Genomic DNA, 22,637 nt, shown 5'->3' with positions numbered 1-22,637 from the left:
CAATCCTTTCAGAGAACTTTGACCAGGTAGCTGATCTTGTTGATCATGCCGCGCACGGCAGGCGTGTCCTGCAGTTCGCTGATGCTGTTCAGCTTGCGCAGGCCCAGGCCACGGACAGTGGCGCGGTGCGATTCCTTGGTGCCAATGGGGCTGCGCACCAGTTGCACCTTCACGGTTTGTTGCGTTGTCATGTGATTGACTCCGATCAGGCGGTGAAGATGTCTTCAACCGACTTGCCGCGCTTGGCTGCCACTTCCGAAGGGGTCGTGGAGTGCTTCAGAGCGTCAAAAGTCGCGCGGACCATGTTGTAGGGATTCGACGAACCATGGCTCTTGGCCACGATGTCGGTGATGCCCAGCACTTCGAAAACGGCGCGCATCGGGCCGCCGGCGATGATGCCGGTACCCTTGGGAGCGGGGTTCAGCATCACGGATGCTGCGCCATGCTGACCCATCACGGTGTGATGGATCGTGCCGTGCTTCAAAGACACCTTGATCATGTTGCGACGGGATTCTTCCATCGCCTTTTGCACGGCTGCAGGCACTTCCTTCGACTTGCCCTTGCCCATGCCAACGCGGCCATCACCATCGCCAACCACGGTCAGTGCAGCGAAGCCGAGGATACGACCGCCCTTCACAACCTTGGTGACGCGGTTCACCGCGATCATTTTTTCGCGCAGACCGTCGTCACGACCTTCGTCTTGCACCTTGGGAGAAAACTTTGCCATTTCTATCCGCTCCGCTTAGAACTGCAGGCCGGCTTCACGAGCGGCTTCTGCCAAAGCCTTCACGCGGCCGTGGTATGCGAAACCAGCGCGATCGAAAGCCACTTTCTCCACGCCGGCAGCCTTCGCCTTCTCGGCAATGCGCTTGCCAATCAGCGTAGCGGCAGCCACGTTGCCACCCTTGCCGATGGCGCCCAGTTGGGTGCGCACTTCGGCTTCGGCGGTGGAGGCCGAAGCCAGCACCTTGGTGCCGTCTTCCGACACCACGCTTGCGTAGATGTGGAGGTTCGTACGGTTCACGCTCAGACGTGCCACGCCTTGCTGTGCAATGCGGATGCGGGTCTGGCGGGCACGACGGAGACGCTGCTCTTTCTTGGTCAACATAATGCAGCTCCTTACTTCTTCTTGGTCTCTTTGATCACGACCTTCTCATCCGAGTAACGGATGCCCTTGCCCTTGTAGGGCTCGGGAGGACGAACGGCACGGATCTCAGCAGCCATTTGGCCAACGGCCTGGCGGTCAGCACCCTTGACCAAGATTTCGGTCGGTGTGGGGGTGGTGACAGTGATGCCGGCCGGCATTTCGAAGTTCACCGGGTGCGAAAAGCCGATCGCCAGGTTCAGCTTGGAGCCCGAGGCCGAAGCCTTGAAACCCACGCCAACCAGCGACAGCTTCTTCTCGAAGCCCTTGCTCACGCCCACCACCATGTTGTTCACCAGCTGACGCATGGTGCCGCTCATGGCGTTGGCTTCGCGCGAGTCATTGACGGGCTCGAAAGACAGCTTGCCTTCGTTGTTGGAGATCTTCACCAGAACGTTCTGGGCTTGCGACAGCGTGCCGCCGGTGCCCTTCACATTGATCTGGTCGTCTTTGATGGACACATCCACGCCTGCGGGGATGGCCACGGGAGTCTTTGCTACGCGAGACATTTCAGTATTTCTCCTTAATGTCCGTTAGGCCACGTAGCACAGCACTTCGCCGCCCACGCCAGTGGCGCGTGCCTTGCGATCCGTCATCACGCCCTTGGGAGTGGTGACGATGGCAACGCCCATACCGTTCATGACCTGGGGGATTGCGTCACGGCCCTTGTACACGCGCAGGCCGGGACGGCTCACGCGCTCGATGCGCTCGATCACCGGACGGCCGGCGTAGTACTTCAGGGTAATTTCGAGTTCGGACTTGCCAGCGTCGGTCTTCACTTGGAAGCCGTCGATGTAGCCTTCATCCTTCAGCACCTGGGCGATGGCAACCTTGACCTTGGAGGAAGGAGCCGTCACGGTGGTCTTGGAGACCATTTGTGCATTGCGGATGCGGGTCAGCAAGTCAGCGATGGGATCACTCATGCTCATGTTTAATCTCTCCTGCTTGCTTACCAGCTGGCCTTGGTGACACCGGGGATGTCGCCAGCGAAGGCCAGTTCACGGATCTTGGCGCGGCCCAGACCGAATTGACGGAAGGTGCCACGGGGACGACCCGTGATCTCGCAGCGGTTGCGCTGGCGAGTGGGGTTCGCGTTACGGGGCAGCTTCTGCAGGCCCAGGCGAGCGGCGTCGCGCTCTTCGTCGCTGCGCTTTGCGTCAGCGGCGATTGCCTTCAGTTCTGCGTATTTGGCAGCGTACTTGGCTGCCAGCTTTTCGCGCTTGAGTTCGCGCTGGATCAATGCAACTTTAGCCATGCGCCACCTCAGTTCTTGAAGGGGAAACGGAAAGCGGCGAGCAGTGCCTTGCACTCATCGTCGGTCCGAGCTGTCGTCGTGATGCTGATGTTCAGACCACGCAGAGCGTCCACCTTGTCGTACTCGATTTCGGGGAAGATGATCTGTTCCTTGACGCCGACGTTGTAGTTGCCGCGACCGTCGAAAGAACGGCCGGAGATACCACGGAAGTCACGCACGCGGGGCAGAGCCACGGTGACGAAACGGTCCAGGAATTCATACATCTGAACGCCACGCAGGGTCACCATGCAGCCAATGGCCTGGCCTTCACGGATCTTGAAGCCGGCGATAGCCTTCTTGGCCTTGGTCACCACGGGCTTCTGACCAGCAATCTTGGTCAGGTCAGCCACGGCGTTGTCCATCACCTTCTTGTCGGCCACGGCTTCGCTCACACCCATGTTCAGGGTGATCTTGGTCAGACGGGGCACTTCCATGGAGGAGGTGTAGCCGAACTTTTCCTTGAGTTCAGCCGCGATCTTTTCGCGATACAGTTTTTGCAGTCGTGCCATGTGTTACCCCTTAGGCCGCCTTGATTTCGGCGCCGCTGGACTTGAACACGCGAACGCGTGTGCCGTCGGCCTGCACCTTGATGCCCACGCGATCAGCCTTGCCGGTCGCTGCATTGAAGATGGCCACGTTGGATTGGTGGATAGGCATGGCCTTTTCCACGATACCGCCGGTGGTGCCCTTCATGGGGTTCGGCTTGACGTGCTTCTTCACCATGTTGATGCCATCGATCAACAGGTGGGAGTCGTCCTTGCGAGCCGAGACCACGCCTTGCTTGCCCTTGTCACGGCCGGTCAGCACGATGATTTGGTCGCCCTTGCGAATCTTGTTCATGGTGCTTCCTTTAGAGAACTTCAGGTGCCAGGGACACGATCTTCATGAACTTTTCGTTGCGCAGTTCACGAGTCACGGGGCCAAAGATGCGGGTGCCGATAGGCTCCAGCTTGGCGTTCAGCAGAACGGCGGCGTTGCCGTCGAACTTGACGAGCGAGCCATCAGCACGGCGAATACCCTTCGCCGTACGCACCACGACCGCGCTGTAGACCTCGCCTTTTTTGACGCGTCCACGCGGTGCAGCTTCCTTGATGGTCACCTTGATGATGTCACCAACACTCGCATAGCGACGATGAGAACCGCCCAGCACTTTGATGCACTGAACAGACTTCGCGCCGGTGTTGTCGGCAACCTCTAACCGAGATTCTGTTTGGATCATTTCAATATTCCCAACTTGCTCCAGCAAACACTCGACAGCCCCAGAGTCTTCTCAAGGGCCGCGAGCAGCCAGTCAGTCTTGGGCCCGTCGTCCACGCCGAAAACCATTTCTCGGCGCTTCCACTGGGCAGATAACTTCACGATTTTCACGTGAAGCATGGGATTGTCCCAGAAATTCCTTTGCGCGTCAAACCCTTAGCTGCCTTTTCCACCCCTGGCCGGCAGCGTTGCGCAACCCCCACAAGAGCGCTATCAACCCAGGAGCAAGCTGGGCCTGCCGATGGCCGCACACCATCGGAAACGCCCATAAAAAAGCCGAGCCTGGCGGGCTCGGCAAAGGGTGGCAGACTCAACGCAATCGTCTGCTGCGGACTGGCCGCGCGTGCTACGGCGGCGCAGACATCGCAGCGGCTTGGGGCCACCGCGTTGGGCTCGGGCACGGCCCTTGCCCTGCGGAAAACGGACTTTCAAGCGCTTTCTTCATCATTCCCCCTCCCTCGTCAGCCTTGTGCTGGCTGCTGTTCGCCGGCACCGTTACGAGATGCCATGGGCAGCATTCTGATTCATAAAAACAATCAAAGATAGATATCCATCAATTTTGACAATCTTTCCTTGGCTTGCATCTGCCTCCAAAAGCAAAACGCCCTGCAGTGCAGGGCGTTTTGCTTGAGAGGGGCTTCAGCCGCGATCAGGCCGGCAGGTACTGGGCCGCCAGCGGCATGAAGTCCGCCAGGCCGGCGTCCTGCCCCAGCTCCTCCTGGAGGATGGCTGCCACGCGCGGCGCCACCTCGGCGGCCTTGCGCGCATCGAGGAACAGCAGGCGGCTGCGGCGCGCCAGCACGTCTTCCACGGTGCGCGCGTATTCGAAGCGCGCGGCAAAACGCACCATGGCTTCGTTCAGGCCGTCTGCCAGCCATTCGTCGTTGCCCGGCAACGCCTCCACCGCCGGGGCTTCCGTGCCATAGGAATGCAGGCCCTGGACCTGGTTCATGCGGTGGTGCACGGCGGATTCGGCCGGGGCGCCGGCCAGCGGCAGGCGGGCCGTGACGCCGCCGGGGCGGTGCGGCAGTCGGCCGATGGCAAAGCACTCGGAGAGCACGTCTTCGGCCATGGCGCGGTAGGTGGTCCATTTGCCGCCCGTGACGGTGACCAGGCCGGTGCGGCTGGACATGACCGTGTGCTCGCGGCTGATCTTCTTGGTGTTCTCGCCGTCGTCGTCCTGGGGCTTGACCAGCGGGCGAAGGCCGACCCACATGCTGCGCACGTCGGCCAGCGTGGGCTGGCGCGTGAGGTAGCGTCCGGCCTCGGTGAGGATGAAGTCCAGCTCCTCGGGGAACGGCAGGGGCTCGCGCGCCAGGTCGTTGCGCGGGGTGTCGGTGGTGCCCAGGATGACCTTGCCCAGCCAGGGCACGGCAAAGAGTACGCGGCCATCGGCCGTCTTGGGCACGAGCAGGGCGTGGTCGCTGGGCAGGAAGTCGCGGTCCACGACCACGTGCACGCCCTGGCTGGGCGCGACCATGGGCTTGACGGGACGGCCCTGGGCCTCGGCGTCCTGCTGGCGGAACAGGTCCACCCAGGGGCCGGTGGCGTTGACCACGCACTTGGCGCGCAGCGTGAAGCGCCGGCCCGATTCCGTGTCTTCGCAGACCAGGCCGGCGACCTTGCCGCCTTCATGCAGCAGCTCAAGCGCGGGGCAGTAGTTGACCAGCAGCGCGCCCTTGGCGGCGGCCGTGCGTGCCAGCGCCAGCGCCAGGCGGGCATCGTCGAACTGGCCGTCCCAGTATTTGACGCCGCCCTTGAGGCCTTGCTGGCGCACGGTGGGCAAACACTTGACGGTGCTGGAGCGCGAGAGGAATTCGGTGGCGCCCAGGCCTGCCTTGCCGGCCAGCGCGTCATACATCTTGAGGCCGATGCCGTAGAACGGCGTGTCCAGCAGCTTGTAGGACGGCATGACAAAGGCCAGCGGCTGCGCCAGATGGGGCGCGTTGTGCAGCAGCGTGGTGCGCTCATGCAGCGCTTCGCGCACCAGGGCAATGTTGCCCTGGGCCAGGTAACGCACGCCACCATGGACCAGCTTGGTTGCGCGTGAGGACGTGCCCTTGGCAAAGTCATGCGACTCCACCAGCACGACCTTGAACCCGCGCGCCGCCGCGTCCAGGGCTACGCCCAGGCCGGTGGCACCGCCGCCGATGATGGCCAGATCGTAGGTTTCAGGCTGGGCCAGGCGTTCCAGCAGGGCGGCGCGGCCGGTGGGCAGAGGGGAAGCAGCGAGGGACATGGATCTTCGACGAAGGAATGTGGGGCAAGTTAACAGGGCGCCATGTAGCCGCCATGTCAGCACCCGGGACGCCACGCCTGCGCCCAATGCGAAGGGGACGGAATCGGGTTTTCCGCTATTTTCGCTCGTTTTTGTATTTTTTTCTTCGCTATCTTTCGTTTCGTGTTTCTTGCAGTCAACGAATTTGGCGATAGGCCGGGAGACCAGCGCAGGGCATGTTGTCCAAAGCCGACACGGCCCAACTCAGGGACGCCGAGCAAGAGCCGCCTCGCGGCGAGGGCGTCGTCCCCCTCCCCCGCGAAGCGGGTAGAGAGGGGGAAGCCGCGCAGCGGCTCAGGGGGTGTCACCTCACCTTGCCGTTTTTCCAGGCATTGAGCAGCGTGTCATACGCAATCGTCTCGCCCTTGGGCTTTTCATTGGCCAGCTTCTTCCACGGCGCCTGCTTGTCGCTGAGCCACTTGGCCGGGTCGCCCTTGGGGTTGAGCTTGGGCGCGCAGTGCGCCATGCCGGCACGCTGCAGGCGGGACATGACCTGGTCCATTTCCTCGGCCAGGTTGTCCATGGCGCCCTGGGGCGTCTTCTCGCCGGTGACGGCCTGGGCCACGTTCTTCCACCACAGCTGGGCCAGCTTGGGGTAGTCGGGCACGTTGTTGCCGGTGGGCGTCCAGGCCACGCGGGCGGGGCTGCGGTAGAACTCGACCAGGCCGCCGAGCTTGGGCGCCATGTCGGTCATGGCCTTGGAGCGGATGTCGCTTTCGCGGATGGGCGTCAGGCCGACGATGGTCTTCTTGAGGCTGGTGGTCTTGGCGGTGACGAACTGCGCGTAGAGCCAGGCGGCGGCCGTGCGGTTGGCGTCATGGTCCTTGAAGAAGGTCCAGCTGCCCACGTCCTGGTAGCCGTTTTGCATGCCGTCCTTCCAGTACGGGCCGTTGGGTCCGGGCGCCATGCGCCATTTGGGCGTGCCGTCGGCATTGACCACGGGCAGGCCGGGCTTGGTCATGTCGGCCGTGAAGGCGGTGTACCAGAAGATCTGCTGCGCGATATGGCCCTGGGCCGGCACGGGGCCGGACTCGCCGAAGGTCATGCCCATGGCTTCCTTGGGCGCGTATTTCTTCATCCAGTCCACGTACTTGGTGAGCGCGAACACGGCGGCCGGCGAGTTGGTGGCGCCCCCGCGCGAGACCGAGGCGCCCACGGGCGTGCACTTGTCGTCGGCCACGCGGATGCCCCATTCATCGACGGGCATGCCGTTGGGAATGCCCTTGTCGGCCGCGCCGGCCATGGACAGCCAGGCATCGGTGAAGCGCCAGCCCAGCGACGGGTCCTTCTTGCCGTAGTCCATGTGGCCGTAGATGGGCTTGCCGTCGATCTGCTTGACGTCGTTGGTGAAGAACTCGGCGATGTCCTCGTAGGCGCTCCAGTTCAGCGGCACGCCCAGCTCGTAGCCGTACTTGGCCTTGAACTTGTCCTTGAGGTCCTTGCGCTCGAACAGGTCGGCGCGGAACCAGTAGAGGTTGGCGAACTGCTGGTCGGGCAGCTGGTAGAGCTTGCCGTCGGGCGCGGTGGTGAAGCTGGTGCCGATGAAGTCCTTGATGTCCAGGCCCGGATTGGTGAAGTCCTTGCCGGCGCCGGCCATGTAGTCGGTCAGGCTCATGATGCGGCCGTAGCGGTAGTGCGTGCCGATCAGGTCGGAGTCGGAGATCCAGCCGTCATAGATGGACTTGCCCGACTGCATCGAGGTCTGCAGCTTCTCGACCACGTCGCCTTCCTGGATCAGGTCGTGCTTGACGGTGATGCCCGTGATCTCGGTGAAGGCCTTGGCCAGCGTCTTGCTCTCGTACTCGTGCGTGGTGATGGTCTCGGAGACCACGGCGATCTCCTTGACGCCCTTGGCCTGCAGCTTCTTGGCCGCCTCGATGAACCACTTCATCTCGGCCATTTGCTGGTCCTTGGACAGCGTGCTGGGCTGGAACTCCGCGTCGATCCACTTCTTGGCTTCCGCCTCTCCGGCCCAGGACGCCTGCCCCGCCGCCAGCAGGGCCGCCGCGAGGGCGATGGTATGAAGTCGTTGTTTCATCTGCCGTCTCCTAGATTCTTGCTGTCTCCCCGACATGCACATGCACCAGCGGGCCCCGGGGGAGCTTCGGACCCGGCTGTCGATAAATGGAATGAAGTGATCAGCCTTTGCGCATCACGACGGCCAGCACGAGCATGGACAGCACCAGGCTGATCCACACCGAAGGCTCCGCCTCCAGCGAGAACCACTGCGCCATCCTCTCGCCCAGGCCCACCCAGGCCAGATTGACGTAGGCCGCCAGCAGCAGCCCGATGAACAGCCGGTCCCCGCGCGTCGTCGCCATCGGCAGCCAGCCCTTGCGCATCACGGTCGGGCTGCGCAACTCCCACAGCGTCATGCCCACCAGCATCAGCACGATGCAACTGAAGAACACCGCCACCGGCAGCGTCCAGGCCATCCAGGAAAACATTGACGAGTCCTTTCAGAAATCCAGCATCAATACCGCAGCTTCTCGAAACCGGCAGAGCCCAGCCCAGGGACACCGAGGAAGGGCCTACGCCGGCCGCGCCGCCCCGCCCCGAGGGTGTCGTCCCCCTCCCCCGCGGAAGCGGGTAGAGAGGGGGAAGGCGCGCAAGCGCCTCAGGGGGTGCCTCAAACCCTCCCCATGGCGAACCCCTTGGCGATGTAATGCCGCACAAACCAGATCACGATGGCGCCCGGCACGATGGTCAGCACGCCGGCCGCAGCCAGCGTCGCCCAGTCCATGCCCGAGGCCGAGACGGTGCGCGTCATGGTCGCCACGATGGGCTTGGCGTTCACGCTGGTCAGCGTGCGCGCCAGCAGCAGCTCCACCCAGCTGAACATGAAGCAGAAGAAGGCCGCCACGCCCACGCCGGCCTTGATCAGCGGCAGGAAGATGGTGAGGAAAAAGCGCGGGAAGGAGTAGCCGTCGATATAGGCCGTCTCGTCGATCTCGCGCGGGATGCCGCTCATGAAGCCCTCCAGGATCCAGACGGCCAGCGGCACGTTGAACAGCAGGTGAGCCAGGGCCACGGCGATGTGCGTGTCCATCAGGCCCACCGTGGTGTAGAGCTGGAAGAAGGGCAGCAGGAAGACGGCCGGCGGCGTCATGCGGTTGGTCAGCAACCAGAAGAACACATGCTTGTCGCCCAGGAACTGGTAGCGCGAGAACGCATAGGCCGCCGGCAGCGCCACCGTCAGCGAGATCACGGTGTTGATGGCCACGTAGATCAGGCTGTTGATGTAGCCCGAGTACCAGGAGGCGTCGGTGAAGATGGTTTGGTAGTTGGCCCAGGTGAAATGCTGGGGCCACAGCGAGAAGCTCGACAGGATCTCCTCGTTGGTCTTGAAGCTCATGTTGACCATCCAGTAGATGGGCAGCACGGCGAACAGCAGGTAGGCGACGAGGAACAGCGTGCGCTTGTGGAAACGGCGGTCTTCAGTCATGTCCGGCCTCCCGCAGGGCCACCCCAAGGGAGGCCGAGCCCCCTCGGGGGGCAGTGAACGAAGGGAGCGTGGTGATCATTCTTTTGCCCCTTCCTTGTCTGCCGTGCCCACGCGCTGCATCCAGTTGTAGAGGATGAAGCACAGCAGCAGGATGATGAGGAAATAGATCAGCGAGAAGGCAGCCGCCGGCCCCAGGTCGAACTGGCCCACGGCCTTTTGCGTCAGGTACTGCGACAGGAAGGTGGTCGCATTGCCGGGCCCGCCGCCCGTGAGCACGAAGGGCTCGGTGTAGATCATGAAGCTGTCCATGAAGCGCAGCAGCACGGCGATCATCAGCACGCCGCGCATCTTGGGCAGCTGGATGTAGCGGAACACCGCGAACTTGCTGGCGCCGTCGATGCGCGCGGCCTGGTAGTAGGCGTCGGGAATGGAGCGCAGGCCCGCGTAGCACAGCAGGGCCACCAGCGGCGTCCAGTGCCAGACATCCATGACCAGCACGGTGAGCCAGGCATGGGTGGCATTGCCCGTGTAGTTGTAGTCCACGCCCAGCGCGTTGAGCGCCGCGCCCAGCAGTCCGATATCGGCGCGGCCGTAGATCTGCCAGATGGTGCCGACCACGTTCCACGGAATCAGCAGCGACAGCGAGACCACGACCAGCACGGCCGAAGCCTTCCAGCCCTGGGCCGGCATGGACAAGGCCAGCGCGATGCCCAGCGGAATCTCCACCAGCAGCACGGCCAGCGAAAAGCCGATCTGGCGCAGCAGGGCCGAGTGCAGTTCCTCGTCGCGCATGACCTGGGCAAACCACTCCGTGCCCACGAACACGCGCCGGTCGGGACTGATGATGTCCTGCACCGAGTAGTTCACCACCGTCATCAGCGGGATGATGGCCGAGAAGGCCACGCAGATGATGACCGGCAGGATCAGCAGCCAGGCCTTCTGGTTGACGGGCTTGACGGTCTGGCTCATGCCTGCAGCTCCTCGTTGACGTAGTAGCAGGTGTGGGGCCCCTGCAATTGCACCCAGACGGTCTCGCCCACGGCCGGCAGCGCGGCATCGGCGCCGCAGCGCAGCTTGAGCAGCCGCTCGCCCAGGCGCGCCACCAGCAACTGGTGCGTGCCCACGTCCTGCACGCGCTCCACCGAACAGGCCACGGCGCCGGGCGCGTCGGCCGAGGCCAGTGCCAGGTACTCGGGGCGTATGCCCAGGCTCAGCGGCAGGCTGGGCGCCACGCCGGCCAGCGCTTCGGGCAGGGGCAGGTACTGGCCCTCGGCCAGCAGCCGGCCGCCGTCCTGCTGCAGCGGCACGAAGTTCATACCCGGCGAGCCAATGAAGTGGCCGACGAAGGCGTGGCTGGGCCGCTCGAAAAGCTGGGCGGGCGTGCCCACCTGCACGGCGCGCCCGCGCGTCATGACCACAACGTGCTCGGCAAAGGTCAGGGCCTCCACCTGGTCGTGCGTCACATAAATCAGCGTGAGCCGCAGTTCATGGTGGATCTGCTTGAGCTTGCGGCGCAGCTGCCACTTGAGCTGGGGGTCGATCACCGTGAGCGGCTCGTCGAACAGCACGGCCGACACATCGGGCCGCACCAGGCCCCGGCCCAGCGAGATCTTCTGCTTGGCATCGGCCGACAGGCCGGCCGCGCGCTGGTCGAGCTGGCCGCTCATCTCCAGCATCTCGGCGATCTGGCCGACCCGCGCGCGGATGCGCTCCTCGGGCATGCGGCGGTTCCTCAGCGGAAAGGCCAGGTTCTCGGCCACGGTCATGGTGTCGTAGATCACCGGGAACTGGAACACCTGGGCGATGTTGCGTTCCTGGGGCGTGGCGCGCGTCATGTCGCGGCCGTCGAACAGCACCTTGCCCTGCGAGGGCACCAGCAGGCCCGACATGATGTTGAGCATGGTGGTCTTGCCGCAGCCCGAGGGGCCGAGCAGCGCATAGGCGCCGCCGTCCTCGAAGACCATGCTCAGCGGCAGCAGCGCGTAGTCGCTGTCCTGCTGCGGGTTCGGCTTGTAGGAGTGGGCCAGATCAAGTTCTATGCGGGCCATCTCATCGTCCTCCGGGCCGCGCCGGCGCCAGCAGCAGCGCGCCGTCCGTGCCGAACACATAGGCATGGGCCGGGTCCAGGTGCAGCGTGACCGCGCTGCCCAGGTCCAGATGGTGCACGCCCGTGACCTGGGCCACCAGCTCACCCCAGGGCGTGGTGGCATGCACGAAGGTGTCGGAGCCCGAAATCTCGGCCAGTTCCACCACGCCCTGCAGCGCCAGATCGCCGGGCCGGGACTGCAGGCGCAGGGCGCTGGCGCGCAGGCCCAGGGTCAGTTGGCCGGACACGGCCAGGTCCGCAGGCAGCGCCACGGGCAGCCGCGCGCCGCCCGGCAGTTGCAGCCCGCCCTCCACGGCACTGGCCACGATCAGGTTCATGGGCGGATCGCTGAAGGCGCGCGCCACGCGCAGCGAATTCGGCTGATGGAAGACCTCGGCCGTGGGGCCGTACTGCAGCAGTTCGCCCTCATGCAGCACCGCCGTGTAGCCACCCAGCAGCAGGGCCTCACCGGGCTCGGTGGTGGCATAGACCACGGTGGAGTCGCCCGTGGCGAACAGCTGGGTCAGTTCCTCGCGCAGTTCCTCGCGCAGCTTGTAGTCGAGGTTGACCAGGGGCTCGTCCAGCAGCATCAGCGGAGCGCCCTTGGCCAGGGCGCGCGCCAGCGCCACCCGCTGCTGCTGGCCGCCCGACAGCTCGGCCGGATAGCGGTCCAGGAACATCTCGATGTGCAGCCGCTCGGCCAGGGCGCGCACGCGCTGCGCCACGTCGCGGTCGCCGCGCAGCTTGAGCGGCGAGGCGATGTTGTCCGCCACCGTGAGCGAGGGATAGTTGATGAATTGCTGGTAGACCATGGCCACGTTGCGCTCGCGCACGGGCATGCCGGTCACATCGACGCCATCGGCGCGCACACGGCCTTCGGTGGGCACGTCCAGGCCGGCCATGATGCGCATCAGGCTGGTCTTGCCGGCCTGCGTGGCACCCAGCAGCACGGTCACCGCGCCGCTTTCCAGTTCAAGGTGCATGGGGTGCAGCCAGGTCTGGCCGCCCACGCGTTTGCTGATTCTCTCCAACACCAGTTCCACGACCGCCCTCACTGACGAGGCCGCCTCGGGGGCAGCGATTGAACAAGGAGAAACATCTCGCTCAAGGCGGCGATTGCGCGCCATCCGAAAGCAACAACGTGATCATTTTTGTTCTTTCCAGATCGCAGCCCATCAACACATACCCTAGGTGCTGTTCTTTTTTCTTCGTTTTAAAGTTCCCCAACCCACGGCCGGCCAGGGGCAAATGCGCTATAAACCGGTCGCCCCGCCTTGTTTGCCTGAGAACGCACCAGATCTGGAATCGCCGCCGTGAACACCAATCCCCGACAACTACAGCTGCTCGACGAAGTGCGCAGCCGCCAGTCCACTTCGGTGGAGCAGCTGGCCGAGATCCTGGGCGTGACCCTGCAGACCGTGCGCCGCGACATACAGAAGCTGGCCGATGCGGGCCTGATGGTGCGCTTTCACGGCGGCGTGCGCGTGCCCAGCGCCACGGTGGAGAACCTGGGCCACACCCAGCGCCAGGTGCTGCATGCCGAAGGCAAGTCGCGCATTGCGCGTGCCGTGGCCGAGGCCATTCCCAACGGCTGCTCGCTGATCCTGAACATCGGTACCACCACCGAGGCCGTGGCCCAGGCCCTGCTCAAGCACCGGGGCCTGCGCGTGATCACCAACAACCTCAACGTGGCGGCCATCCTCAGCTCCAACGCCGACTGCGAAGTCATCGTGGCCGGCGGCGTGGTGCGCACGCGCGACCGGGGCATCGTGGGCGAGGCGGCCGTGGACTTCATCCGCCAGTTCAAGGTGGACATCGCCCTGATCGGCATCTCGGCCATCGAGCCCGATGGCAGCCTGCGCGACTTCGACATGCGCGAAGTCAAGGTGGCCCAGACCATCATTGCCCAGTCGCGCGAGGTCTGGCTGGCCGCAGACCACAGCAAGTTCCACCGCCAGGCCATGGTGGAGCTGGCACGCCTGGACCAGATCGACCGCCTGTTCACCGATACCGCGCCCCCCGCCCCGTTCGATGCACTTCTGCGCGAAGCAGAAGTGCAATGCGTGGTGGCGCAATAAGTTTTCCGCAGCCGCTGCGCCACCGCCCGCACAGGACACGCGCACCGACCCTGCTTTTCCTGGATACCGCACCATGACCTATCTGCTTGCCCTGGACCAGGGCACCTCCAGCTCGCGCAGCATCGTCTTCGACACCCAGGGCCGCATCGTGGCCTCGGCCCAGCTGGAGCTGCCGCAGATCTATCCCCGGCCCGGCTGGGTCGAGCACGATCCGCGCGAGATCTGGCGCACCCAGCTGGCCACGGCGCGCGAGGCCCTGGCCAAGGCCGGGCTGGCGGCGGCCGACATCCGCGCCCTGGGCATCACCAACCAGCGCGAGACCACCGTGGTCTGGAACCGCGCCACGGGCCAGCCCATACACCACGCCATCGTCTGGCAGGACCGCCGCGCCGAGCCGCTGTGCGCCCAGCTGCGCGAGGCCGGCCATGCCGACACCATCCAGCGCAAGACGGGCCTGCTGATCGACGCCTATTTCTCGGGCACCAAGCTGCGCTGGATCCTGGACAACGTCAACGGCGCGCGCGCCGCCGCCGAGCGCGGCGAGCTGGCCTTCGGCACCGTGGACAGCTGGCTGATCTGGCAGCTCACGGGCGGACGCCGCCATGTGACCGATGTCTCCAACGCCAGCCGCACCATGCTGTTCAACGTCCACACCAACCAGTGGGACGACGATCTGCTGGCGCTGCTGGAGATTCCGCGCGCGCTGATGCCCGAGGTGCTGCCTTCCGCCGCCGATTTCGGCCGCACGGCAGCCGAGGTGCTGGGCGGCGAGATCGCCATCGGCGGTGTGGCCGGCGACCAGCAAAGCGCCCTCTTCGGCCAGGCCTGCTTTTCGGCCGGCATGGCCAAGAACACCTATGGCACGGGCTGCTTCATGCTCATGCACACGGGCGGCGTGTTCCAGACCTCTGCCAACGGCCTGCTGACCACCGCTGCGGCACAGCCCACCGCTGCGCCGGCCTATGCGCTGGAAGGCAGCGTCTTCGTGGGCGGCGCTGTGGTCCAGTGGCTGCGCGACGGGCTGCGCGCCATCGAGCACAGCGGCCAGGTGCAGCAACTGGCCGAGAGCGTGCCCGATTCGGGCGGCGTGATGATGGTGCCGGCCTTCACCGGACTGGGCGCCCCCTACTGGAAGCCCGATGCGCGCGGCACCATCACGGGCCTGACGCGCGGCACCACCATCGCCCACATCGCGCGGGCCGCGCTTGAATCCATCGCCTTCCAGAGCGCCGCCCTGCTGCTGGCCATGAGCCGCGACGCGGTGGCCAGCGGCGGCGCGCCGGTGAGCGAACTGCGCGTGGACGGCGGCGCCTGCGTCAACAACCTGCTCATGCAGTTCCAGGCCGACCTGCTGGGCATTCCCGTCGTGCGCCCGGCCTGCGTGGAGACCACGGCCCTGGGCGCTGCCTACCTGGCAGGCCTGTCCTCGGGCGTGTACCAGAGCACCGAGGAACTGTCGGCGCTGTGGAAGGCCGAGCGCCGCTTCGTGCCCACGCTGGACAAGCACCGCGCCGACGAGCTGATGGCGCGCTGGGAGCATGCGGTGGCCCAGACCGCGCTGGCGGCCTGACAACGGGCTCACGGCCTTGTTCAAGGCGGCCAGCCTGGTGCTTTCCGGCCTGCTGCTGGCCGGCTGCGCCGCGCCGCCCCAGGCCCTGCCGTCCCCGCAGCCCACGGCATGCGCGCGCCTGCAATGGCTGGGCAGCACCACGATTGCGCGCGATGAACCCATCCATGGCGCCACCACCGGCGGCATCTCGGGCCTGGACTACGACGCCCGGCGCGGCGACTTCTTGGCCATCAGCGATGACCGCTCGGCGCGCGGCCCCGCGCGCTGGATGCGCCTGCGCATAGAGCCGCTGGACGCGGGCCAGCGCGCCGGCCCCAACCCCTGGCAGGCGCAGGTCACCGAAGTGCACCCGCTGCTGGATGCCGAGGGCCGCTGGCTGCGCCCGCGCCATGCCGCGCCCGCCACCCAGCCCGTGCCCGACCCCGAAGCCATCCGCCTGCTGCCGGACGGCGGCCTGCTGTGGACCGACGAAGGCGACCCGGGCCGGGGCTTTGGCACCTCGCTGGTGAGGACCGACGCCACGGGCCGCCAGATCGCGCGGTGGTTCTACGCATTCAAGAACGAGGACGGCAGGCCGGGCCTGCGCTCGAACTTCGGCTTCGAGGGGCTGGCCGTCACGCCGGACGGCCAACAGGCCTGGCTGGCCCTGGAAGCGCCGCTGCGCCAGGACGGCCCGCGCGCCAGCGCCGCCACGGCAGGCGCGCCCGTGCGCATCAGCCTGGTCAGCCTGGACGACGGCCGGCTGCTGCGCCAGATCGCCTACCAGCCCGATGCCGTGCCGGCCGCCAGCTGGGCCCTTCCCCAGCGCGAGGTCAACGGCATCAGCGAAATCCTGCCGGACGGCCCCGGCCACCTGCTGGTGCTGGAGCGCTCCTACAGCCCGGGCCACGGTTTTGGCGCGCGGCTGTACCGCATCGGCCTGGAGGCACCTGACACGCTGGCCCTGGCCAGCTTCGCGCAAACGCCGCCACAGGTGGCTGTCAAGCAACTGGTGGCCGATCTGTCCACCGTGCAGCCCGGCCGACTGGACAACATGGAAGCCATGTCCTGGGGCCCGCCGCTGCCCGATGGCACGCGCGTGCTGGTGTTCGCCAGTGACGACAACTTCAACCCGGCGCAGGCCAACCAGATCCTGATCACCGCCTACCGGCACTCGCCGCCCTGCGCACCCTGAAGGCGCTTCAGGGCGTGGCCTGCACCTGCTCCTGCGGCAGGTAGATGCGCGTCAGCCCGCGCGCAATGGCCTCCACGATCTGCTCGCGCCGCAGGCCGATGTGCTCGGCCATCAGGCGTTCGCTGGCCTGGGCGTCGCGCGCGCGCAGGGCCTGCAGGATTTCCAGGTGCTCGTGCTGGGTGGAGGCGCGCCCCACGCTCTCCATGTCGATCCACCGGATGAAGCGGATGCGCTCGTTCAGGCTCGCCAGCATGCGCCGCAGCTCGGCGTTGCCGGCCATGTCGGCAATGCGCAGATGGAATCCCTCGTCCAGGTCCACCAGCTGCCGGATCGGCGTATCGGAGGCCACGCGCTGGCTCTGCTCCAGGTAGGCCAGGGCCTCGTCAAGCTGGGCATCGGTGGCGCGCTCCACGGCCAGCCGCACGCATTCGCGCTCCACGGCCACGCGGGCCTCGTACAGGTCCAGCGACTCCTTCACGTCCAGTTCGCGCCGCATGTAGCCGCGGCTGGCCGGCAGCAAAAAGCCATCGGCCACCAGCCGCGTCAGCGCCTCGCGCACGGGCGTGCGGCTCACGCCCAGGCGCAGCGCCAGTTCGCTCTCGCTCAGGCGCTCGCCCGGCTTGAATTCGTAGGAGATGGCCATGTCCCGCAGCGTGCTGTAGACGCTGGAGCCCCGTTCATGGCGGATGTTGGAGATTTTCATGGCGCCATTGTGCCCTTTGGCGCTGCGCATTCTTTTAAGTATACTGAAATGGATTCTTAAAAAACCCGTCACCCAACCTGCCTGGAGACTCCCGACATGACCACCGCTTTCAATGGCGCCGACGCCATGGTCCGCATGCTGCAGCTCAACGGCGTCAAGCACATCTTCGGCCTGTGCGGCGACACCAGCCTGCCCTTCTACGACGCCATGGCGCGGCTGGACCACGGCATGGACCACATCCTCACGCGGGACGAGCGCAGCGCCGGCTACATGGCCGATGCCTATGCGCGCGTCACCGGCAAGGTGGGCGTGTGCGAAGGCCCCAGCGGCGGCGGCGCCACCTACCTGCTGCCCGGCCTGGCCGAGGCCAATGAGTCCTCAGTGCCCGTGCTGGGCATCACCTCGGACGTTTCCGTGGGTGCGCGCGGCAAGTTCCCGCTGACCGAACTGGACCAGCAGGCGCTGTACAGGCCGCTGACCAAGTGGAATACCACCATCGACCGCGTGGACCAGATTCCGCACGCCGTGCGCAGTGCCTTTCGCGCCATGACCACGGGCCGGCCCGGTGCCACCCATATCTGCCTGCCCTATGACGTGCAAAAGCACACGCTGGATCCGGCCGATGTCTGGGCCCAGCCAGGGCATGACCACTATCCGGCCTACCGGTCCGCGCCCGATCCGGCGGCCGTGGCCGAGGCTGCCGACCGCTTGGTGGCGGCCCGCTGCCCCGTGCTGATCTGCGGCGGCGGCGTGCTGATCGCGGGCGCCAGCGCCGCACTGGATGCGCTGGCCACCCTGCTCAACGCGCCCGTGTGCTCCAGCGTCAGCGGCCAGGGCAGCCTGGCGGGCAGCCATCCGCTCAATGCCGGCGTGGTGGGCACCAATGGCGGCGTGGAGGCCACGCGCGCCGTGGTGGCGCAGGCGGACCTGGTGATGTTCATCGGCGCCCGGGCCGGCTCCACCACTACCGAGCACTGGCAGATGCCCTCGCGCAAGGTGACCATCGTCCATCTGGACGTGGACGCCATGACCATAGGCACCAACTACCGCACCGACGTGGCCCTGGTGGGCGACGCCCTGCTGGGCCTGCAGGCGCTGCACGCGGCCGTGCAGCAGCGCATCGCCCGCCGCCCCGCCGATGCCGCAAACGGCGCCGCGCTGGCGGCCACCGCGCGCGCCGCCAAGCAGGCCTTCTTCGCGCCGCTGGCGGCCTCGCTGGAGCGCCCCATCAAGCCCGAGCGCGTGGTGGACACGCTCAACCGCCTGCTGCCCGCGCGCGCCATCGTGGTGGCCGACCCCGGCACGCCCTGCCCCTACTTCACGGCCTATTTCGACGCCCCCCAGGCCGGCCGACACTTCATCACCAACCGCGCGCACGGGGCGCTGGGCTTTGCCATGTCCGCCGGCTTTGGCGCCGCCATCGGCCAGCCCGATTCCGTGGTGGTCGCGGTCATGGGCGACGGCAGCTTCGGCTTCACCTGCGGCGAGCTGGAAACCATCGTGCGCCGCAACGTGCCGCTGAAGATGATCGTGTTCTCCAACAGCGTGTTCGGCTGGATCAAGGCCAGCCAGAAGTCCGGCTACGATGAACGCTACTTTTCAGTCGACTTCAACCGCACCCACCATGCCCGCGTGGCCGAGGCCTTCGGCGTCAAGGCCTGGCAGGTGCATGACCCGGCAGATCTCGAAGCCGCGCTCAAGGCCGCGCTGATGCACGACGGCCCGGCGCTGGTGGATGTGATCTCGCAAGAGCTCCAGGACACGGCCGTGCCGGTGAGCCAGTGGATGGGTTGACGCCAGCCCCACGCACAGATTCCCGATTTCCTGCCCGCCAATGCGCTTGAAAAGGAGCCTTCCCATGCCCCATCCACCCTCACGCCGCCAGCTGCTGCTGGCCATGGCCGCCGCATCCCTGCTGGGGCCGTCCGGCACGGCATCCGCGCAGGGCGCCGCCCCGCTCAAGCTGGTCATCACCTTCCCGCCGGGGGGCAGCACCGACATCGCCGCCCGCATACTGCAGCCGCGCCTGGGCGAAGTGGCCGGCCGCCCGGTGATCGTGGAGAACCGCCCCGGCGCCGCCAGCCAGATCGCCACCCAGTACGTGGCCAAGTCCGCTCCGGACGGCAACACCCTGCTGTTCAGCTTCGACACCCATGCCATCAATCCCATCGCCAAGTCCCGGCTGCCCTACGACACCTTCAAGGACTTCACGGGCGTGTCGCTGGCGCTGCGCTTTCCGCTGGTGATCGGTGCCTCGGCCTCGGTGCCCGCCAGGGACCTGGCCGGCTTCCTGGAGCTGGCGCGCCGCAACCCGGGCAAATACAGCTACGCATCGACCGGCCTGGGGTCCATGAACCACCTGGTGATGGAAGACATCAAGCGCCGCTCGGGCACCTACGTGCTGCACGTGCCCTACGGCGGCGGCGGCCCGGCCGTGCAGGCCGTGCTCGGCAATGTGTCCGACCTCACCCTGCTCAGCTATGCGGCGCTGCGCGGCCAGATTTCGGCGGGCAAGATCAAGCCGCTGGCGGTGACCGGCCTCAAGCGCCTGCCCGAGCTGCCCGACGTGCCCACCGTGGCCGAGTCCGGCTTCCCGGGCTTCGAGGCCTACTCGTGGATCGGCGTGTTCGCGCCTTCCGCCACGCCGGCAGCCACGGTGCACAAGCTCACCGAAGATTTCCAGGCCACGCTGAACACGCCCGACATCCGCAGCAAGCTCATGCAGTCGGGCTTTGAAGTCATGGCCACGGACGGACCCGCCCTCGACCGCTGGGTGCGCCAGGAATATGAGCGCTGGGGCCGCTTCGTGCGCGACAACAAGGTCCAGCTCGAAGACTGAGAATCCGGGCGGCACCCCCTTACACCACACAGGAGCATTCATGGCACTTCCGCTGGACCACATCGTCATCGCCGTGCACGACCTCCAGGCCGCCGTGGCGGACTACCGCGCGCTGGGCTTCCAGGTCGCCATCGGCGGCCGCCATCCGGGCCGCACCTCGCACAACGCACTGGTCGTGTTTGCCGACGGCGCCTACCTGGAGATCATTGCCTGGACCGCCCCGGCGCCCGAAGAGCGCTGGTACCGCACGCTGCGCGACCATGGCGAGGGGCTGGTGGACTTCGCCCTGCTGCCCCAAAGCACCGCCCAGGCCCTGGCCGAGGCGCGCGGGCGGGGGCTGGATACCCTGGTCGGCCCCGTGGACGGAGGCCGCGTGCGCCCCGATGGCGCGCAACTGCTGTGGCAGACGGCGCGCCACGCCACGCCCGACCTGCCCTTCCTGTGCGGCGACGTCACGCCGCGCGTGCTGCGCGTGCCCGAGGGCAGCGTGCGCGAGCATCCCAACGGCGCGCTGGGCGTGGCCTCGCTGACCGTCGCCGTGCACAACCTGGACGCCAGCCTGGACCGCTACCGGGCGCTGCTGGGCCCGGACCTGCCGCTGCAGAGGCTGGACGACCAGGGCGCGCGGCTGGCATTGCCGGGCTTCGATCTGCTGCTGCAAGGCGCGCAGGCACTGGCGGCCTCCGACGCACTGCGCCAGCGCCTTGCCACGCGCGGAGAGGGCCCTTGCGCGCTCGCCCTGCGCCAGCGGCCCGGCGCCCCGGCACAGCCCCTGGACCTGGCCGCCAGCCATGGCGTGGACATGCGCTGGCACGGTGGGAACACGCTCTAAACTCTTCGTTTCCCTTCTCCACCGCCACCAGCATGAACACCGTTTCCACAGCCTCCCCTGTCATCGCCTTCATCGGTGGCGGCAACATGGCCAGCGCCATCATCGGCGGACTGATCGGCCAGGGCCAATCCGCAGATCGCATCGTCGTCGTCGAACCATTCGAGGCTGCACGCGACGCGCTGCGCACGAACTTCGGCATCACGGCCCATGCCGATGCCGCGGCCGCCGCCAGCGCGCTGGACGGTGCCGGCATCGTGGTCTGGGCCGTCAAGCCCCAGACCTTCAAGGAAGCCGCCCAGGCCGTGGCGCCGCACACCGCCCAGGCCCTGCACCTGAGCGTTGCCGCCGGCATTCCCACGGACTCCATCGCCCAGTGGCTGGGCACGGGCCGCATCGTGCGCGCCATGCCCAACACGCCAGCCCTGGTGGGCAAGGGCATGACGGGCCTGTTCGCATGCGCCCAGGTCGATGCCGCAGGCAAGAGCGCCGTCGAGCAGGTGGTGGCCACCACGGGCCAGTTCGTCTGGGTCGACCAGGAAGCGCACCTGGACGCCGTGACCGCCCTGTCGGGCTCGGGCCCGGCCTATGTCTTCCTGTTCCTCGAAGCCATGACACAGGCCGGCGTGGACATGGGCCTCACGGCCGAGCAGTCCTACCGCCTGGGCGTGGCCACCTTCCAGGGCGCATCGGAACTGGCCGCCCGCTCCACCGAAAGCGCCGACGTGCTGCGCCAGCGCGTGACCAGCAAGGGCGGCACCACCCACGCCGCCATCACCCACATGCAGGCGCAACAGGTGCCCGAGCATTTCGTGGCCGCCATGCGGGCAGCGGAAACACGGGCCAAGGAGCTGGCCGCCGAATTCGGCCGCTGAGCCCGGCGCAGCGCGCCCCAGGCTCCATGCAAAAGGGAGGCACCGGCCTCCCTTGTTTTTTCAGCGCTGAGCCCTCAGCGCAGCGCAAACCCCAGCGCCACGCCCGCGAACAGGCTGGCACCGATCCAGTGGCTCTTGCTGAACGCGACGAAGCAGCCCTCGCGCGTGCGGTGGCGGATCAGGGTGAAGTGCCAGATCACCTGGGCCGCGGCCACGGCCAGGCCCAGCCAGAAAGGCCAGGCCAGGCCATAGGGCGCCAGCGCCCAGATAGTGAGCAGGCCGCAGAGCACGAAAAAGCCCATGACGGCCACCACGTCGAAGCGGCCCAGGGTGATGGCCGAGGTCTTCATGCCGATCCTGAGGTCGTCGTCGCGGTCCACCATGGCGTATTCGGTGTCATAGGCCAGCACCAGGAACATGTTGGCGAGCCACAGAATCCAGGCCGTGGCCGGCACCTGGCCCTGCACGGCGGCGAAGGCGATGACGATGCCGAAGTTGAAAGCAATGCCCAGGAAGGCCTGGGGCATGGCGAAGAAGCGCTTGGTGAACGGGTAGAGGATGGTGAACAGCACGGCGGGCACGGACCAGGCCACGGCCTCCCAGCGCGTGGTCAGCACCAGGCCCAGCGAGACCAGGGCCAGGGCCGCGCCCAGCAGCGCGGCCTCCTTGACCGAGACCAGCCCCGAGGTGATGGGCCGCTGCGTGGTGCGCTTGACGTGGCGGTCGAAGTCGCGGTCGGCGATGTCGTTGATGCAGCAGCCCGCGCTGCGCATCAGCACCGTTCCCAGCACGAAGACCACCAGCAGATGCCAGCCCGGAAACCCGCCCGCTGCCACCCACAGTGCAGCCAGCGTGGGCCAGACCAGGACCAGCCAGCCGGCCGGCCGGTTGAAGCGGACCAGGTCCAGATAGAGCGACAGTTTGCTGCGCCGGGGCGCAGGCATGGGCGTAGAGGAGGTGGTGGGCATGGCGTCTGGGCGCCGATGGCGGCCGTGGGCCGACCATCGCACGCATCACATTCGAAAATGCCCGCATTGTCGCCGCTGGGCGGGCGGGCTCGGCGGC

General features: G+C 66.6%; 25 protein-coding genes. 7 read left to right on the top strand and 18 right to left on the bottom strand.

The window, feature by feature from the left end; translation table 11 throughout:
- Positions 1-8 precede the first annotated feature (8 nt).
- The 16 genes from rpmD to ACM14_RS08980 form a co-directional block, all read right to left on the bottom strand.
- Positions 9-191, bottom strand: a complete 183-nt coding sequence (gene rpmD, locus ACM14_RS09055; protein WP_012202972.1) for a 50S ribosomal protein L30 — start codon at positions 189-191, stop codon at positions 9-11.
- 14 nt (positions 192-205) lie between these two features.
- A complete protein-coding gene (gene rpsE / locus ACM14_RS09050; RefSeq protein ID WP_012202971.1) occupies positions 206-727 on the bottom strand; it encodes a 30S ribosomal protein S5 in 522 nt (173 codons plus the stop codon).
- 15 nt (positions 728-742) lie between these two features.
- A complete protein-coding gene (gene rplR, locus ACM14_RS09045) occupies positions 743-1,108 on the bottom strand; it encodes a 50S ribosomal protein L18 (RefSeq protein WP_012202970.1) in 366 nt (121 codons plus the stop codon).
- An 11-nt stretch (positions 1,109-1,119) separates the two neighbouring features.
- The gene (gene rplF, locus ACM14_RS09040; RefSeq protein WP_013804444.1) at positions 1,120-1,653 is read right to left on the bottom strand and encodes a 50S ribosomal protein L6; all 534 of its coding nucleotides are present in this window, start codon (positions 1,651-1,653) and stop codon (positions 1,120-1,122) included.
- A gap of 24 nt (positions 1,654-1,677) precedes the next feature.
- Positions 1,678-2,073: a 30S ribosomal protein S8 gene (rpsH, locus tag ACM14_RS09035; RefSeq protein WP_012202968.1), complete on the bottom strand. Its 396-nt coding sequence runs from the start codon at positions 2,071-2,073 to the stop codon at positions 1,678-1,680.
- 20 nt (positions 2,074-2,093) lie between these two features.
- Positions 2,094-2,399, bottom strand: a complete 306-nt coding sequence (gene rpsN, locus ACM14_RS09030) for a 30S ribosomal protein S14 (protein WP_012202967.1) — start codon at positions 2,397-2,399, stop codon at positions 2,094-2,096.
- 8 nt (positions 2,400-2,407) lie between these two features.
- The gene (rplE, locus tag ACM14_RS09025; RefSeq protein ID WP_012202966.1) at positions 2,408-2,947 is read right to left on the bottom strand and encodes a 50S ribosomal protein L5; all 540 of its coding nucleotides are present in this window, start codon (positions 2,945-2,947) and stop codon (positions 2,408-2,410) included.
- A gap of 10 nt (positions 2,948-2,957) precedes the next feature.
- Positions 2,958-3,278: a 50S ribosomal protein L24 gene (gene rplX, locus ACM14_RS09020; protein WP_012202965.1), complete on the bottom strand. Its 321-nt coding sequence runs from the start codon at positions 3,276-3,278 to the stop codon at positions 2,958-2,960.
- Between the two features lie 10 nt (positions 3,279-3,288).
- Positions 3,289-3,657, bottom strand: coding sequence for a 50S ribosomal protein L14 (gene rplN / locus ACM14_RS09015; protein ID WP_012202964.1), 369 nt, complete (start codon positions 3,655-3,657; stop codon positions 3,289-3,291).
- Between the two features lie 687 nt (positions 3,658-4,344).
- Entirely contained in the window at positions 4,345-5,934 is a 1,590-nt protein-coding gene (locus ACM14_RS09010) for a glycerol-3-phosphate dehydrogenase/oxidase (RefSeq protein WP_063327433.1), read from the bottom strand.
- A gap of 343 nt (positions 5,935-6,277) precedes the next feature.
- Positions 6,278-8,011, bottom strand: coding sequence for an ABC transporter substrate-binding protein (locus tag ACM14_RS09005; RefSeq protein WP_012202962.1), 1,734 nt, complete (start codon positions 8,009-8,011; stop codon positions 6,278-6,280).
- Positions 8,012-8,111: 100 nt separating this feature from the next.
- Positions 8,112-8,420, bottom strand: a complete 309-nt coding sequence (locus ACM14_RS09000; protein WP_012202961.1) for a DUF2160 domain-containing protein — start codon at positions 8,418-8,420, stop codon at positions 8,112-8,114.
- A gap of 182 nt (positions 8,421-8,602) precedes the next feature.
- Entirely contained in the window at positions 8,603-9,418 is an 816-nt protein-coding gene (locus ACM14_RS08995) for a carbohydrate ABC transporter permease (RefSeq protein WP_013804448.1), read from the bottom strand.
- A gap of 75 nt (positions 9,419-9,493) precedes the next feature.
- Positions 9,494-10,387, bottom strand: a complete 894-nt coding sequence (locus tag ACM14_RS08990) for a carbohydrate ABC transporter permease (protein WP_013804449.1) — start codon at positions 10,385-10,387, stop codon at positions 9,494-9,496.
- Complete coding sequence (locus ACM14_RS08985) at positions 10,384-11,466, bottom strand: ABC transporter ATP-binding protein (RefSeq protein ID WP_065345995.1); 1,083 nt, start codon at positions 11,464-11,466, stop codon at positions 10,384-10,386. The genes ACM14_RS08990 and ACM14_RS08985 overlap by 4 nt, the downstream gene beginning before the upstream one ends.
- Before the next feature lies 1 nt (position 11,467).
- Positions 11,468-12,547 (bottom strand): ABC transporter ATP-binding protein, encoded by a 1,080-nt coding sequence (locus tag ACM14_RS08980; protein WP_065345971.1) that lies wholly within the window; start codon positions 12,545-12,547, stop codon positions 11,468-11,470.
- Between the two features lie 270 nt (positions 12,548-12,817).
- On the opposite strand from ACM14_RS08980, the gene ACM14_RS08975 reads away from it, so the two are divergent.
- The 3 genes from ACM14_RS08975 (at position 12,818) to ACM14_RS08965 (ending at position 16,326) form a co-directional block, all read left to right on the top strand.
- Entirely contained in the window at positions 12,818-13,582 is a 765-nt protein-coding gene (locus ACM14_RS08975; protein WP_012202956.1) for a DeoR/GlpR family DNA-binding transcription regulator, read from the top strand.
- A 73-nt stretch (positions 13,583-13,655) separates the two neighbouring features.
- Positions 13,656-15,152, top strand: coding sequence for a glycerol kinase GlpK (gene glpK, locus ACM14_RS08970; protein ID WP_012202955.1), 1,497 nt, complete (start codon positions 13,656-13,658; stop codon positions 15,150-15,152).
- On the top strand, positions 15,121-16,326 hold the full coding sequence (locus ACM14_RS08965; RefSeq protein WP_175403258.1) for an esterase-like activity of phytase family protein: 1,206 nt from the start codon (positions 15,121-15,123) through the stop codon (positions 16,324-16,326). Before glpK ends, ACM14_RS08965 begins: the two co-directional genes overlap by 32 nt.
- A 7-nt stretch (positions 16,327-16,333) precedes the next feature.
- Here ACM14_RS08965 and ACM14_RS08960 read toward each other — a convergent pair whose 3' ends face one another.
- Positions 16,334-17,029: a GntR family transcriptional regulator gene (locus ACM14_RS08960; protein WP_065345993.1), complete on the bottom strand. Its 696-nt coding sequence runs from the start codon at positions 17,027-17,029 to the stop codon at positions 16,334-16,336.
- A gap of 96 nt (positions 17,030-17,125) precedes the next feature.
- Between ACM14_RS08960 and ACM14_RS08955 the strand changes: the two genes are divergently transcribed.
- The 4 genes from ACM14_RS08955 to proC all read left to right on the top strand — a co-directional run bounded on the left by ACM14_RS08955 (position 17,126) and on the right by proC (position 21,572).
- The gene (locus ACM14_RS08955) at positions 17,126-18,823 is read left to right on the top strand and encodes a thiamine pyrophosphate-binding protein (protein WP_065345970.1); all 1,698 of its coding nucleotides are present in this window, start codon (positions 17,126-17,128) and stop codon (positions 18,821-18,823) included.
- A 64-nt stretch (positions 18,824-18,887) separates the two neighbouring features.
- A complete protein-coding gene (locus ACM14_RS08950) occupies positions 18,888-19,868 on the top strand; it encodes a tripartite tricarboxylate transporter substrate binding protein (RefSeq protein WP_013804457.1) in 981 nt (326 codons plus the stop codon).
- A gap of 40 nt (positions 19,869-19,908) precedes the next feature.
- The gene (locus ACM14_RS08945; RefSeq protein WP_065345969.1) at positions 19,909-20,700 is read left to right on the top strand and encodes a VOC family protein; all 792 of its coding nucleotides are present in this window, start codon (positions 19,909-19,911) and stop codon (positions 20,698-20,700) included.
- A gap of 32 nt (positions 20,701-20,732) precedes the next feature.
- Positions 20,733-21,572: a pyrroline-5-carboxylate reductase gene (proC, locus tag ACM14_RS08940; RefSeq protein WP_065345968.1), complete on the top strand. Its 840-nt coding sequence runs from the start codon at positions 20,733-20,735 to the stop codon at positions 21,570-21,572.
- A gap of 74 nt (positions 21,573-21,646) precedes the next feature.
- On the opposite strand, the gene ubiA is transcribed toward proC, so the two are convergent.
- Complete coding sequence (ubiA, locus tag ACM14_RS08935; RefSeq protein ID WP_065345967.1) at positions 21,647-22,516, bottom strand: 4-hydroxybenzoate octaprenyltransferase; 870 nt, start codon at positions 22,514-22,516, stop codon at positions 21,647-21,649.
- Positions 22,517-22,637: the final 121 nt, after the last annotated feature.

Source organism: Delftia sp. JD2 (genome assembly GCF_001682645.1).
Lineage (GTDB): Bacteria > Pseudomonadota > Gammaproteobacteria > Burkholderiales > Burkholderiaceae_C > Comamonas > Comamonas acidovorans.
Note: the sequence above shows the minus strand (reverse complement) of the source record. Positions and strands in the feature narration are given on the sequence as shown.